General features: G+C 45.2%; 13 protein-coding genes and 1 tRNA gene. 7 read left to right on the top strand and 7 right to left on the bottom strand.

Features of this window, described 5'->3' with window-relative positions; translation table 11 throughout:
- Position 1 precedes the first annotated feature (1 nt).
- The 4 genes from CSUNSWCD_RS00340 to CSUNSWCD_RS11210 form a co-directional block, all read right to left on the bottom strand.
- Complete coding sequence (locus CSUNSWCD_RS00340) at positions 2–1,252, bottom strand: adenylosuccinate synthase (protein ID WP_009492454.1); 1,251 nt, start codon at positions 1,250–1,252, stop codon at positions 2–4.
- Positions 1,249–2,118 carry an ATP phosphoribosyltransferase regulatory subunit gene (locus CSUNSWCD_RS00335; protein ID WP_009492452.1) on the bottom strand — a complete coding sequence of 290 codons (870 nt, stop codon included), beginning with the start codon at positions 2,116–2,118 and terminating at the stop codon, positions 1,249–1,251. The genes CSUNSWCD_RS00340 and CSUNSWCD_RS00335 overlap by 4 nt, the downstream gene beginning before the upstream one ends.
- A complete protein-coding gene (locus CSUNSWCD_RS00330; RefSeq protein ID WP_244263898.1) occupies positions 2,115–4,367 on the bottom strand; it encodes a PAS domain S-box protein in 2,253 nt (750 codons plus the stop codon). The genes CSUNSWCD_RS00335 and CSUNSWCD_RS00330 overlap by 4 nt, the downstream gene beginning before the upstream one ends.
- Positions 4,368–4,449: 82 nt before the next feature.
- Positions 4,450–4,547 (bottom strand) — tRNA-Sec (locus tag CSUNSWCD_RS11210).
- A gap of 92 nt (positions 4,548–4,639) precedes the next feature.
- Between CSUNSWCD_RS11210 and CSUNSWCD_RS00325 the strand changes: the two genes are divergently transcribed.
- Entirely contained in the window at positions 4,640–5,248 is a 609-nt protein-coding gene (locus CSUNSWCD_RS00325) for a BON domain-containing protein (protein WP_034964021.1), read from the top strand.
- Between the two features lie 217 nt (positions 5,249–5,465).
- On the opposite strand, the gene CSUNSWCD_RS00320 is transcribed toward CSUNSWCD_RS00325, so the two are convergent.
- The 3 genes from CSUNSWCD_RS00320 to CSUNSWCD_RS00310 are packed head-to-tail and all read right to left on the bottom strand — an operon-like array spanning position 5,466 to position 9,346.
- The gene (locus CSUNSWCD_RS00320) at positions 5,466–7,928 is read right to left on the bottom strand and encodes an efflux RND transporter permease subunit (protein WP_009492444.1); all 2,463 of its coding nucleotides are present in this window, start codon (positions 7,926–7,928) and stop codon (positions 5,466–5,468) included.
- A gap of 7 nt (positions 7,929–7,935) precedes the next feature.
- Positions 7,936–8,523 carry a Tgt2/MlaC family protein gene (locus CSUNSWCD_RS00315; RefSeq protein WP_009492442.1) on the bottom strand — a complete coding sequence of 196 codons (588 nt, stop codon included), beginning with the start codon at positions 8,521–8,523 and terminating at the stop codon, positions 7,936–7,938.
- A 1-nt stretch (position 8,524) separates the two neighbouring features.
- On the bottom strand, positions 8,525–9,346 hold the full coding sequence (locus CSUNSWCD_RS00310; protein WP_009492440.1) for an MlaA family lipoprotein: 822 nt from the start codon (positions 9,344–9,346) through the stop codon (positions 8,525–8,527).
- A gap of 62 nt (positions 9,347–9,408) precedes the next feature.
- Here CSUNSWCD_RS00310 and CSUNSWCD_RS00305 point away from each other — a divergent pair, with 62 nt between their 5' ends.
- Genes CSUNSWCD_RS00305 through CSUNSWCD_RS00280 form a run of 6 tightly spaced genes read left to right on the top strand, consistent with a single transcriptional unit; the run spans position 9,409 to position 13,387 of the window.
- On the top strand, positions 9,409–10,191 hold the full coding sequence (locus CSUNSWCD_RS00305; protein ID WP_009492438.1) for a TOBE domain-containing protein: 783 nt from the start codon (positions 9,409–9,411) through the stop codon (positions 10,189–10,191).
- 2 nt (positions 10,192–10,193) lie between these two features.
- Complete coding sequence (modA, locus tag CSUNSWCD_RS00300) at positions 10,194–10,940, top strand: molybdate ABC transporter substrate-binding protein (RefSeq protein ID WP_009492436.1); 747 nt, start codon at positions 10,194–10,196, stop codon at positions 10,938–10,940.
- Complete coding sequence (locus tag CSUNSWCD_RS00295; protein WP_009492435.1) at positions 10,940–11,320, top strand: TOBE domain-containing protein; 381 nt, start codon at positions 10,940–10,942, stop codon at positions 11,318–11,320. Before modA ends, CSUNSWCD_RS00295 begins: the two co-directional genes overlap by 1 nt.
- Complete coding sequence (locus tag CSUNSWCD_RS00290) at positions 11,317–12,252, top strand: ABC transporter ATP-binding protein (protein ID WP_009492433.1); 936 nt, start codon at positions 11,317–11,319, stop codon at positions 12,250–12,252. Before CSUNSWCD_RS00295 ends, CSUNSWCD_RS00290 begins: the two co-directional genes overlap by 4 nt.
- Positions 12,249–12,923, top strand: coding sequence for a molybdate ABC transporter permease subunit (gene modB, locus CSUNSWCD_RS00285; protein ID WP_009492431.1), 675 nt, complete (start codon positions 12,249–12,251; stop codon positions 12,921–12,923). Before CSUNSWCD_RS00290 ends, modB begins: the two co-directional genes overlap by 4 nt.
- Positions 12,920–13,387, top strand: coding sequence for a redoxin family protein (locus CSUNSWCD_RS00280; protein ID WP_009492429.1), 468 nt, complete (start codon positions 12,920–12,922; stop codon positions 13,385–13,387). The genes modB and CSUNSWCD_RS00280 overlap by 4 nt, the downstream gene beginning before the upstream one ends.
- Positions 13,388–13,499: the final 112 nt, after the last annotated feature.

The raw sequence follows: 13,499 nt of genomic DNA, 5'->3' as shown, positions 1-13,499 counted from the left end.
CTTAACGAACTATCGTGTCTTCGCGCTCCGGGCTCGTGGAAACGATGCCGACCTTTACGCCCGTGATCTCCTCGATGCGTTTGATAAAGGCTTTTGCATTTGCAGGAAGATCCTCAAATTTACGCGCCCCTTCTACCTTATCCCAGCCATCAAGCTCCTCATAGACCGGTTTTACGCCCTCTAGATCGCTTGGGAAATACTCGATTATCTTGCCGTTTTTCTCATAGGCTTTGCAGATTTTTACCTTTTTAAAGCCGTCTAAAACATCAAGCTTCATCAGCGCAAATTTATCCACGCCGTCAAGTCTCGCCGCATATCTCACGCCAACCGCGTCAAACCAGCCAGTGCGGCGCGGCCTGCCCGTGGTAGCGCCGTATTCGCGTCCGATATCGCGTATCTTTTCGCCGTCCTCGCCCATATCTTCGGTCGGAAATGCGCCGTTGCCAACGCGCGTAGTATAGGCTTTGATGATACCGATCACCTCGCCGACGTTTTTAGGGCTTAGTCCGATGCCGCTGCAGCTGCCTGCGGTTACGGTGTTTGAGCTAGTTACGAAAGGATAGGTGCCGTGATCGATGTCTAGCAGCGTGCCCTGCGCGCCCTCGAGCAAAATTTTCTTATCCGCGTCTATCGCCTCCCACACCATATGCGTGGTGTCAACGATAAATTTACCCAGCGCGGCCTCATAGCTCTTTAGCTCGCCCAAAAGCTCATCGCGAACAGGCGCTTTGACGCCTAAAACGTCTAAAAACGCTTTATTTGCCGCAAAATCAGCCAAAATAGCGTCGCAAAGCTTTTCGGGATTTTTTAGCTCCCCGACGCGGTGTCCGCTGCGGCTAATTTTATCGCTATACGCAGGCCCTATGCCCTTGCCAGTCGTGCCGATAGCGTGCGCGCCTTTGGCTTTTTCTTTAGCTTGGTCGATTTGCGCGTGATAAGATAAATTTAAATGCGCCTTGTCGCTGATAAACAGCCGTCCCGAAACGTCTCCAAACTGCTTTAACTCCTCGATTATCGCGGCCGGACAGAGCACGACGCCGTTGCCGATGATGTTGATTATATTTTTATGAAGTATGCCCGATGGAACCTGATGCAACGCGATTTTCTTGCCCTCTACGACGATCGTGTGGCCCGCGTTGTGTCCGCCTTGGCACCTGCACACCATATCGTAGCCGCCGCTTAGCATATCTACGATCTTACCTTTGCCTTCGTCTCCCCACTGTACGCCTACAATCACGTCAGCCTTGCTCATACTATCTCCTTTTGATCTAAATTTTCGATTAACGCGTCGGTATATACGCCAAAACCGCTGCTTTTGATGCCTTCTATCTCGTAGTTGCCGCCGCCGCTTAGCACGGCGTTGCCGCCCAAAAATCTAAAAAACAGCTTACCATAATACCTCATCTTTGAATAATATAACGGAACAATTCTTAAATTTTCATATTTTACCGCCTGCGCCAGCTCTTTTATCTCAAGTAGCGCAGTTTTTATCTCGTCCGGCACTACCGGCAAGATCTCGTCGATGCTTGCTACCGTATTTACGAAGGCTAGCCTTTTTAGCCACTCTTCGTTTTGATTTAGGATTTTTTCGATCTCGCCGTGCTCAAATATCGAAATAGGTAAATTTAAGAGCCTGCACACGATCTGCGGGATCGCGATGTGGCTGATTTGCAGCACGGGCGCGAGGTCAAACGACTCAAAAAGCTCCTTTGCGATCTTGACGCTAGTAGCCAGATCGCTCTCGCCGATTAGCTCTGCGCCGATTTGATAGATTTCAGTACTAGGATACTTAAAAACCGGCTGGATGTAAAACCAGCGTTTAGGTTCGGTATCTTTTAGGCGTCTAAGCACGATGCGTACGACGTCCACGGTGCTATCGGCGCGCAGGCTGATTTGGTGATTTTCGTGATCGCTAAAGCGCACCAGAGCCGTGGGCTGCACGCTTAGGTGCTGATGATACGAGAAAAATGGCGTCACGATCTCGTGAAATCCGTTTTTCTCCAAAATTTCGCTCGCCGCGCGCTCGATCTTTCTTTTTAGTTTCGCGCTTTGTCCGAAATACAGCCTCGTGCCGCTTGGTATTTCGTGCTCGTAAACGCTCGCGTCAAATTCGCTCACTCTTGCTCCTTTGCTTTTGATTCATTCTGTTTTATCCCGGGCTCTCTCCACGGCAACTCGTGAAACGCCGCCACGAAGTAGCTAGGCTTTGAGCCGCTATAAACGGTCGCGATACTAAGCTGCTCGAGATAAATTTCACCGTTTTTGCGCTTGTTATAAATTTTACCACTATAAAACCCGTTTTTTAACAAGATTTTCCACATATTTTCATAAAATTTATCATCATGCACGCCGGATCTTAGTAAATTTGACGGCTTGCCGATAGCTTCTTCTTTGGAATAGCCGCTTATTCTGCAAAAAGCTTCATTTGCATCCAAGAACACTCCGTCTAACCCGACTACGGCGACGGCTTCTTGCGCGTTTGCAAATAGGCTTAAAATCGTATTTTTATATGCGCCCTCTTTGTCGTCGTTTAGACGCGCTATCTCCATGCCGGTTTTTGCGGTCAAATTTGCCGCCAGCTTGCTCTCGATAAAGTATCCGATCACCTCATCCACGGTTCTGCCGTCTTTTGAGATAAATTTGATAAATACGCTGCAGTTTATGACCTCTAGATTTTTCCTTATCAGCCTGCAAGATTGTAGCGACTCGTTCTCTTTTTTGAGCGAAGCCGCGTTAAATAGGCTAAATTTGATGTTAAATTCATTCGCGAGCCTATCTCGGTCGTCTGGATGGATGATGTTTTTAAACTCAAATTCGTTTGAGAGTATTTCGCTTTTTTTGTATCCCAATGCGCGCTCGATATTGTCAGAAACGCTTGATATATCGCCTATAAAGCGGTCCTTCCAAACCACGCTAAACATAGGCGAATTGGCATCTATCTCGCTTTGTTTTTGAGCGTTTTTCTTTAGAGCATTACTCTTTGTAACGTCTTTAATAACGCAAAAGCCTATCTTTTCGCCGCCGGGTAACTCGTAGTTTTGCTTTCGGATACGCACCTGCCTTACTTCGCCGCTAGCGACGAAATGAGTCGTTTCGTAAATTTGAGCTTCACCGTCTTGCCGTATCGTCATATCCGTCAAATTTGACGCGTTTAGCTCGGCCAGGTTTTTATTTTTTATCTCCACATCGTTGAGCCCGTAAAACTCGCATGCTTTTGTACTAGCTTCGATGATTTTGCCGCTTTTTGCGTCTATGAGTAGCATTACAAACGGTCCTTTTTCAAACAAAAAACCGAATTTACGCGAATAATCCTCAAAATTCATCTTTTTTTGGACGAAGTCGTCGTGAAATTTGACGATTTCGTCCAGTATTTGCTCAAATTCTTTTATAGATCCGAAATTTGCATACGCTTTGATTTCCTCGCCGCGCCCGGCCTTGGCTAGTATATTTCTTATAGATAAAATAGGTTTTATTACTGAATTTTTGACAAATTTAACGTAATAAATAGTAAAAAATGCGCCTGCAACCAAAAATACGGCGCAGATTAGCAAAAATAGTAAATTTTCTTTTAAGAATTTATCCACAGAATAGCTTGAAACCACGGCCAAACCGATCCTCGGGATACTTTGAATATAATAAATTTCGCTGTTTAGCGAGCCTAAATTTGCAAATTTTACTTCGTCGCTGTTTAGGTAGTCCGCACTCACATCGTAAAGATCAAAGATATTTTTGCGCTCTAAAACCAGCTCGGGGTCTTGGTGAAATACGATCCTACCGCTTTTATCTATCGCGAACGAATTTACGCCGATTCTCTCGTATCCGCGCGCAAACTCCTCGTAAATCGCCGTAAAGCGTATGAGCGTAGCTAAGATTTTGCCGTTTTTCATCTTTTTTGCGGCGAGTCTTGTAGGTACGTCGCTTTTATCAAACATAAACTCTGATCTTAAAATTTTATCCTCAGGCTCGTTTTCCCAAGGCTTTGAGAGAAAAAACGCAGAGTACGTATCGCGCAATTTTTCATCGCTGACAAACTCTATCTCGCCGCGTTCGTTTACGATAAAAAAGGCCATGTATTCGTTATTGTTTTTTACGGCAAAGTCAAAGATCGCTTTTGAGTCAAAATCGGGTGCTTCAATATATCTTTCGATAAGTTTAAGTTCGTTATCTATATTTACGGCGCGTTCTTTGATGAAAGTTTTAAAGTTAGAATTTGCAGTGTAAATATCCTCTTTTACGCCTTCAAATTTTAAATTTAACCCAAAGCTAGCCGCGCATATCAGAAATATGGCGGTAGCAAAAAGCACCACGTATATCCTGCCTAAAACGGCGCGTGCGAGAGGAAATTTAGAGGCGGATGAACTAGCCAAAAGAAAAACCTTAAATTAATTTAATATAAACGGCTTATTGTAGCTGAATTTTGCTTGTTTTAAGATAATAAATGTAGAAGTTTGGCGAGAGGATGAGAGAATCGAACTCCCCGCGAAGCGGTCAACCGCCCCGCCATCGGATTTGAAGTCCGCGAGCGCCACCAGATCGCTTTATCCTCCGCGTCTTTAGATGATGAGCACGATTATAGCTAAATTTATATAAATTTTAGTTTGATTTCTATAGTATTTAGAGAAAATTTTATAGGTCGGCGATGCAAAAGCTATTTGCGCGATTTTTTTTAAAAAACATTCTCATTTTCTCGCCGATTTTTTTCCTTGGCGGCTGCCTCGAGCTCTTTACGACCGTGACGCCGCTAACAGGCATAAACGTCTACGACGCCTACCAGATCAGCAAAGACGAACGCGGCATATATTCGATAACGAAAGATAAATTTATAAAAACAAAAATCCAGACTAAAATTTTTGCCTCAAGCGGACTTAGCAACCTAAACGTGGACGTCGAGAGCTTTTACGGCGACGTGTATCTCATCGGCGTGGTGCCTGACGCCGAGCATAAAACCAAGCTCGTAGAGCTAGCTAAAAACACCGACGGCGTGAGTAAAATTTATACGTATATTCGCCTCCCTAGCGACGGCGGCGAATGCGAAAGCAACCTCGCCATAATGCTAAAACTAAAAAATAATTTTTTTAAAGATAGCATAATCAACGGCACAAGCGTGAGAGTCAGCGTAGTGCAATGCAACGTCGTATTTACCGGCATCATCACCGATATCGAGCAGGAAAAACACGCGATCTGGTACGCCAAACACATCGAAGGCGTGCGGGATGTTTACTCTTTTCTTAAGGTTATGAAAGAGTAGTTTTCCCATTCAAATTTGAGTTAAATTTAAAGATTTTATCCTCCAAGACACACGCCGCACGTTTAAAATTAGAAGCCAAATTTGCAAATTTACCAGGACAAGAGACAAATATTCCAGACGCAATAGGCGTAGTTTAACTTTAAAATTTTAACCCGTTAGGGCGCGTATATGAAATACATAACCAAAACGGGCTTAAAATTTTAAAGCTTGAAATCCGTCATTTATGGGGAATCTTAGCCCGGTAAAAGGTTTTGATTAGAGTCGGCAGCAACACCAACGCCCCTAGCAACATCATTATCATAACAAGATCGGTCAAAAGTCCGAAATATATCGTCGGGATAAAGTTGCTCGTTACCATGATGCTAAAGCCCAGGATGATCGCAAACGAGGTGTAGTACATCGCGTAGCCGATACTTGCGTGCGAGGCCTTGATCGACTCGGCGACGTTTTTACTGCGAAGCTCGATTTTTAGGCGGTGGATGTAGTGGATGATGTCGTCCACGCCGATGCCTATGCTGATAGCCGCTATCGTAATGCTCATGATATCAAGCGGGATGCCCAGCACGCCCATGACGCCAAATACCGCACAAAGCGGGATCAAATTTGACGTGATAGCGATGGCGGCGAGCTTAATGCTTTTGAAAATAATGCAAAAAACGATAAAAAGCGATAAGACCACGAAACCAAAAGAATCCACCTGCGAGGCGATGAGGCTTTGAAGGAGGTTGTTGTAAAGTACCATCGCGCCGCTAACTTGCACGCTTGCGTTGTCGTTTGCGATCAAATTTGCGATATCGGTTTTAAGCTCGTGCAAAAACTCGTCCCTGCGTAGCGCATCGTCACTATCTAGAGTACGCGCGGTAAAGCGTAACTCGTTGTCCTTTATGCTCACGTAGGGGCTTAGGATGATGTCTTTGTACTTTTGCGGGATCTGTTCGTATAGGATCGAGAGCATGAGGCCGTCGGCTGGCTTTTGCGTGATACGCTCGACGATCTTTACGACCGTGTTTAGACTGCTGGCGTGCCCGATAAAGCGCTTGTTTTCTAGATAGTTATGCACCTTTTTTGCTACGTCGATTTTATGCTGATTGAACCAGTATTTATCCTCGTTTGCGCTAGCGGCAAATTCGTCGTCAAATTCGTCTTTAGGCTCGTTTTTGGCTACCTTTTCGTCAAATTTGGGCTTGTTAAATTTGATCAATATATCAACCGGCACGGTGCCACCTAGCTTCGTATCGATCACCTGCATGCCCTTGTGGATTTCGGTCGTATCTTTAAAATAGCTTATAAAGCTGTTTTCGACCTTTAGCTTTGAGATGCCGTAAAACCCAAAAATCAGCACTGCAAGACTGATGGCGTAAACGGCGCGGCTATGATTTAGCGCAAATGCGGCGCAGTGCTTGGTAAAGCTAAATTTATCCTCAAACGTCCTAACGGGAGCGAGCTTTGGCATCAGCGCCATCGCGGAGCCAAATAGCAAAAACGCAAGCACCAGCGAGATAGAGATCGACGCGCTCATCATGATGCCAAGCATTATGATCGGCTTGATATCCGAAAGCGCAAGCGACAAAAAGCCAATAACGGTCGTAAATATCGCAAAAAACGATGGGCTGGCCTTATCACGTAGCGTGAGATAGACGAGCTGCCGGTTGCTAAGGTGCGGCTTGGTAAGGCAAAACTCGCGGTAGCTCACGATCAGGTGGATGACGACCGAGATCGTGATGATGAGCTGAAGGGCGATGTAGTTTGAGCTGATGACGGTAATCTCCCAGCCAAAAAATCCAAACAGCCCGCTCGCCCAGATAACACTAATCACGCAGATAAAAATCGGCATAACGATGTAGCGAATCTGCCTAAAAAAGAGCCAAAGACAAAAGACCAAAAGTAGCGTGACGCTGATACCGTATGTCGCAAGATCGGAGCGCACGAAGCTCACCATATCATCCGCGATCATGTTGGCTCCGCCTAAAAACAGGCTCTCGCCTCCGCCAAATTTCGCTATCGTCTCGCGTATCTGCTCGATCGCGGCGTGCTCTTTTATACGCGCTTCGTCGCGGTGGGCCTTAAACTGCGTATTTACGGCGCTTAGGCGCTGCTTTTGCTCGCTCGTGATATTGCCGTCGAGTTTGGCGTTTAGCAGAGTATTTCGCTCGTTTAGTATGCTTTGATATTTTTCGTCGGTCTTTAAATTTAGTACGATCGCCGTAGTTTTTAGATCGCGGCTAACGAGGTTGTTCGTGTATAGCGGACTATCCGCAAACTCGTGGCGTACTAGAGTTTTGTTTATATCGGCATCAGCGAGGCTTGGCACATGCTTAACCAGCTCGCTAAGATCGCTAGTTCCGCTTTGAAGCAGCGGGATATTTAGTACCGAAATAACGCTTGATACGAGCTCGTTTTTTTCTAGTTCGCGGCTTAATTTTTCTATCTTTTCAAGCGTAGAAGGTGCAAGCAAATCGTCTTTTGGCGTGTAGGCGATGACCAGGTAGTTTGGGCTAACGTAACGTTTAAAAACGTCCCTAAAGACAGCTAAGTCTTTATCGTTTTCAAGCAGCAGCGTCTCGGTCGACGCATCCACCTCGAGTTTGCCGCTAAAATATCCAAAAAAGAGCGTCGCGGCCAGTACGCCTGCGATAACGCTTTTTGGAAAGTTGACGATAAATTTAAAAATCCGCTTCATCGACGCCTTATTGCGGAGCTTGGACGGAGTTTAGCTTGCTAAGTAAATTTTCAAAACTCTCGTTTTCCATCAGGCTATCAAACTGGCTGCGGTATGTCTGGATGATACTAACGCCTAAAATTTCGACGTCGTAGATAAGCCAGCCACGCTCTTTGGCATTGTAAAATTTATACGTAAAGCCGTAGTTTTTGCCGTCCTCGCCGACTAGATCGGCGTTTAGAAAGTAGCGATTTTCGTTTGGTTTGGTCGCGTCTTTAAAATTTATAGTTTGGTTTTTATAGCTTAAAAGTTTATCGACATAGCTTGATTTTAACCTCTCTTCAAAAGCTTTATTAAATTTAGCCTTTTGCTCGGCATTTAAGTTGTTGTAGCGCTTGCTTAGGGCGATTTTAGACATCTGCTCGTAGTCGAAATATGGATCAAAAACGGCGAAAATTTTACTTATTTTCTCGTCTTTGCTCAAATTTGCGTTTTTTAGCACCTCGATGGCGTCTTGCGTCGTTTTTTGCATCGTAGGCTTTATCTGCTCCTCGCTAATCGCAAAGAGGCTAACCGCGCTAAAAAGCGCAAGTAGGATGATTTTTAAAAATTTCATTTTATTCCTTTATTAAGTGGTTGCGGCGCTGTTCGTATGCGTCGCGTAGAAACGGATACAGGTCGATCGCGTCTTTTTTAAGATTGTCGTAAGCATCTGGATGCAAGGACAAAAGGTTGCCCTGACGGAAAGTTTTTATCGCAAAGGAGTCTAGCGCCGGCTTTACGTAGCTTATGGGATCGAGATAATAATCGCCGACTAGGCCTGCCATATCGCGTAAATTTGAAGGACCCAGAAATGGCAAAACCACATGAAACCCGCTACCCACACCCCAGTATCCAAGCGTCTGGCCAAAATCCTCGTCATGGCGCTGCAGATTATAGTATTTCGCGCCGTCGGTTAGCCCGCCAAAGCCGATGATCGTGTTTGCTAAAAATCTCAGCGTCTCTTCGCCCGCCTCGCTAAATTTAAACTGCAAGAGGTTATTTACAAAGCGAACGGGATATAAAAGGTTGTCAAAAAAGTTCCCTACCGCAGTTCTAGCAGCCTCGGGCACTACGTAGTTATAGCCTTTTATTGCGGGGTGGATGGCGTTTACGTACATAAAATCGTTAAATCCCGTCATCATTCTATTATAGCCGCTAAGCGGATCGAAAACCTCGCTAGGCTGCGTAAATTCGTCGTCAAATTCGCTCTTTTCTTGCGTTTGTTCGGCAAAAACGCAACTAAAAAAAAGCAAAAAAGAGAGTAAAAATTTTCTCATTGAATCTCCGAATTTTAAGTCTGCAAAGGCAGTAATCTGATATTTTATCTCAATGTAGCTTTTAAATTTATAAATTTCAAAATGCCCGGTATTACGAAGTTTGTTTAAGTTATTTTTCATATATATTTAAATATACTTTCTAACAAATTATTTTTTTATACTGATAAATTTGGGAGATTTTCATGAAAGCAGATGTTAGTTTAGAGCTATTTTTAGATAGCGGCGTATCGGTGTTAGCCAAGCACATAGAGCTTTTAAAGGCCGTAGAGCACACCAAAAGCATAACAAAAGCGGCCGAGTATGTCGGCATCTCGTACAAAAACGCATGGGACAGCCTAGACGCGCTAAATAACCGCTCGGACGAACCGCTAATCGCAAGAGCCGAAGGCAACAAGAAAAACAGCGGCTCGGAGCTCACGCCCTACGGCAAAAAGATGATCGCGCTATACGACGCGATGCTAGAGAGCCAAAAGATATTTTTAGAAAAAGTTTGTTCAAATATAAACATCGATACGAACGAAATTTTAAATTTACAGCGCATGAGCATGAGTTTAAGCGCCAGAAATCAACTAAGCTGTGAGATAACCGAGGTAAAAACTGGCGCGGTAAATTCGCAAATCAGCGCCAAACTCTCAAACGGCGAAATTTTACGCGCTAACGTCACGGTCGAGTCTGAAAAAAATCTAAATTTAAAAGTCGGCAAAAAGGTCGTATTTATCTTTAAAGCCCCGAGCGTAATGCTCGCAAAAGAGGAAAATCTAAAACTAAGCGCGGCAAATTTGCTAAAAGGACGCGTGATCGAGGCTAAAATCGGCTCCGTAAACGCCGAAATCGTGCTAGAAATCAGCAATCATCAGACGCTAACATCTATCATCACCAAAGAAAGCGCGATGCAGATGCGTATTGGCGTGGGCGACGAGCTCACCGCTATAATCAAAGCAAGTCAAATCATAATAGGAGTATAAAAATGAAAAAAATATTTTTTTCGTTAGTAGTCGCGGCCATCGCCGCTTTTAACCTAAACGCGGGCAAGATCAACGTATTTGCCGCTGCAAACGTGACATACGCGTTTGGCGAGCTAAAAGCGGAGTTTGCCAAATCAAATCCGGACACCAATGTAACCGTCACGCTAGGAGCTAGCGGCGCGCTATCTACACAGGTCAAAAACGGCGCTCCGGCGGACGTTTTCATGGCTGCAAATATGAAATTCGTCCAGGACCTATACGACACCAAATTTGCCGTAACCAAGCCCGTAGTATACGCTCAGGGCGCGCTTGCTCTATTTACGATCAGAGATATCGATCTAGCTAAAGGCATAAACGCCGTTGAAGGGCTAAAAGCTATCGCGATAGCAAATCCTGAGACTGCTCCATACGGCAAGGCAAGCATCGAGGCTTTGAAAAACGCTAAAATTTACGACAAAGTCGAGAAAAACATCGTCATCTCAAAATCAATCGGCGACGCGCTAAGCCAAGCTCTAAGCGCAGCTGACGTGGGCTTTATCGCGGCTTCTGCAATGCATGACAAGAAAATGGCTGAGTATAAAGAGGGTAAAAATTTCGTTCTAATCGATCCAAAGCTCTACACTCCGATCGATCAAGGCATGGTTATCCTAAAACACGGCGAGAACAATCCTGAAGCAAAGGCTTTCTATGACTTCATCAGAAGCGACCGCGCGAAGGAAATTTTTAGAAAATTTGGATACAACATCTAATGATAAAGGCTAAAATTTCGGCGATAGAGCAAACGGGCGGCGTTAGCGTTTTTGAGTTTAGCGCCGAAAATTTGAGCCTAAAAATGCTATCCTTGGAAAATCTGCAAAATTTAAAAATCGGCGACGAAGTGAGGCTGGGCTTTAAAAGCTCAGACGTCTTCGTCGCTACTTCCCCGCTTTTAAACTGCTCGGTCTCAAACGAGATAAAAGCGCAAATTTCAGATATCCAAAGAGGGCAAATCACGAGCTCGCTGCATCTAAACGCGGGCGAGTTTGAGTTTGAAAGCATTATCTCCACGGCATCGCTAAAGCGGCTAAATTTAGCGCCTGGCGATCAAATTTACGCCTACGTCAAGGCAACCTCGCTCTACATCGCATGATAGAATTAAACTGCATAAAAAGCTTAAACGGCGCGAACGGAAAATTTGATTTAGACGTAAATTTGAACGTAAAAAAGGGCGAATTCGTCGCTCTCTACGGCAAAAGCGGTAGCGGCAAAACAACGCTACTGCGCCTAATCGCAGGCTTTGAAACGCCTGATAGCGGAACGATAAAAGCAGGCGACCAGACGCTATTTGACGGTAAAAACTTCACTCCGCCGCAAAGCCGAAATATCGGGTTTTTGTTTCAAGACTACGCGCTTTTTCCAAATATGAACGTGATGAAAAACCTGCTTTTCGCAAACGACGACGTAAATTTAGCCCGCAAGCTGCTGGGTCTTGTCGAGATGAGCTCGCTAGAAAACGCCGCTATCTCGCAGCTCTCCGGCGGTCAAAAGCAGCGCGCCGCCCTAGCCCGCGCTCTCATGCGAAAGCCTGAAATTTTACTACTCGACGAGCCGCTCTCCGCGCTTGATAACGCCATGCGCGAAAAACTGCAAGACTATCTTGCTAAGGTGCACGCAAAGTTTGATATGACGACGATTTTAGTTAGCCACGACGTCGCGGAGATCTACAAACTCGCCTCAAAAGTTTTCGTACTAGACGGCGGTAAAATCGCGCAAGAAGGTAGCCCTGGCGAGATATTTTTGCGCCACAGCGGCTCGCAGAAATTTAGCCTGCCGGCAAAAATTTTAGAGATCTCAAAGCGCGACGCCATCTACGTAGCCGTCGTCTCCGTCGGTGGGCAGCTTTGCGAAGTGGCTCTAAGCGCCGCGGAAGCTACAAATTTAAAAGCGGGCGACGAAGCAGCGATAAGCGCCAAGGCGTTTGGGCTAAATTTGCAAAAAAGCGACAGTGAAAGAGGCGCGACTTACGGCGCCAAATTTGACGACCCAAGTGGCGAAATTTACCCGCAAAGCGAGCCGAAATGAATATCGACTTTACGCCGTTTTACCTCTCTTTAAAGCTTGCTTTTATCTCGACTGCGATTTTATTTTTTCTCGTGCTACCGGTTGCGTTTTGGCTTAGCCGCGCGAGTTTTAGATTTAAACCCGTGCTAGAAGCCGTGATCTCGCTGCCGCTCGTGCTACCGCCTTCGGTGCTGGGATTTTACATGCTGGTTTTTCTCTCGCCTTACAACTTTTTGGGCAAATTTTTTGAAGAAACCTTTGATATACGCTTGGTTTTTAACTTCTCAGGCCTCATCATCGCTAGCTGCATTTACTCGCTGCCGTTTATGTTTCAGCCGCTTCAGGCGGGCTTTGCGAGCCTGCCAAAGAGCCTTTTTGAGGCGAGCTATTCGCTAGGCAAAGGCAAATGGGAGACGCTTTTTAGAGTCGCCTTGCCAAACATCAAACTCTCGCTTCTAACCGCTCTCATAGTAAGTTTCGCGCACACTTTGGGCGAGTTTGGCGTCGTGCTGATGATAGGCGGCAGCGTCGGAGACAAAACCAAGGTCGCCAGTATCGCCATCTACGAGGCCGTCGAGCTCATGGACTATACTAAGGCGCACGTTTATTCGGCGATTATGCTGTTTATAAGCTTTGCGGTGCTATTTTTAGTCTATTTTTTCAACAATTCACACTCAAAGAGGACACAATGAAAGATATAAACGCAAATTCGGTCAAATTTATCGAGCTAACGGGCGGCAAAAACTGCATAGTTTTTACATATCCTAAAATGGGCGAGAGCGGGAAGTTTTTGCCTGAAAATTTAAAAGATTTAAAGGGGTTAACCGGCTGCACGCTTCAGTGCAAAGCCTACCAAGAAAACCTTGAAAAGCTTGAATCTTTGGGCTTTACACTAATAGCTGTCGGTTCTCAAAGCGTAGAAAAGATGAACGAGTTTAAACAAAGCGTAGGCGCAAATTTTATATTTTTGAGCGATGAGAACTTTGAGCTAGAATCCCCGCTAAATTTGCAAACTTTTACCACAAACGACGGCAAGAAATTTTACCGCCGCCAAACGCTGATTATGAAAAACGGCGAAGTCGTAAAAAGATTTAACGACGTGGCAGAGCCAGCAAACGACGCTACAAACGTACTTGCGGCGATAGAGCGGCTTTAAATTTCCGTCAAATTTACGCAAGACGGCGAGCGACTTTAGGGCTCAAATTTGGAAGCAAATTTAATCCAAGCAAATTTGAGCCGTTTTGAACTCAAATTTAAACCCCACATTT

This window comes from Campylobacter showae CSUNSWCD (assembly GCF_000313615.1).
Taxonomy (GTDB): Bacteria; Campylobacterota; Campylobacteria; order Campylobacterales; family Campylobacteraceae; genus Campylobacter_A; species Campylobacter_A showae_A.
The sequence above is the reverse complement of the archived record's forward strand: the minus strand, read 5'-3'. Positions and strand labels throughout refer to the sequence as shown.

Excerpts from the sequence above, each read along its gene's own strand:
- CSUNSWCD_RS00340 (WP_009492454.1), bottom strand. The coding sequence starts at position 1,252 with ATGAGCAAGGCTGACGTGATTGTAGGCGTACAGTGGGGAGACGAAGGC.
- CSUNSWCD_RS00325 (WP_034964021.1), top strand. The coding sequence starts at position 4,640 with ATGCAAAAGCTATTTGCGCGATTTTTTTTAAAAAACATTCTCATTTTC.
- CSUNSWCD_RS00320 (WP_009492444.1), bottom strand. The coding sequence starts at position 7,928 with ATGAAGCGGATTTTTAAATTTATCGTCAACTTTCCAAAAAGCGTTATC.
- CSUNSWCD_RS00315 (WP_009492442.1), bottom strand. The coding sequence starts at position 8,523 with ATGAAATTTTTAAAAATCATCCTACTTGCGCTTTTTAGCGCGGTTAGC.
- CSUNSWCD_RS00310 (WP_009492440.1), bottom strand. The coding sequence starts at position 9,346 with ATGAAAAATAACTTAAACAAACTTCGTAATACCGGGCATTTTGAAATT.
- CSUNSWCD_RS00305 (WP_009492438.1), top strand. The coding sequence starts at position 9,409 with ATGAAAGCAGATGTTAGTTTAGAGCTATTTTTAGATAGCGGCGTATCG.
- modA (WP_009492436.1), top strand. The coding sequence starts at position 10,194 with ATGAAAAAAATATTTTTTTCGTTAGTAGTCGCGGCCATCGCCGCTTTT.
- CSUNSWCD_RS00295 (WP_009492435.1), top strand. The coding sequence starts at position 10,940 with ATGATAAAGGCTAAAATTTCGGCGATAGAGCAAACGGGCGGCGTTAGC.
- CSUNSWCD_RS00290 (WP_009492433.1), top strand. The coding sequence starts at position 11,317 with ATGATAGAATTAAACTGCATAAAAAGCTTAAACGGCGCGAACGGAAAA.
- modB (WP_009492431.1), top strand. The coding sequence starts at position 12,249 with ATGAATATCGACTTTACGCCGTTTTACCTCTCTTTAAAGCTTGCTTTT.
- CSUNSWCD_RS00280 (WP_009492429.1), top strand. The coding sequence starts at position 12,920 with ATGAAAGATATAAACGCAAATTCGGTCAAATTTATCGAGCTAACGGGC.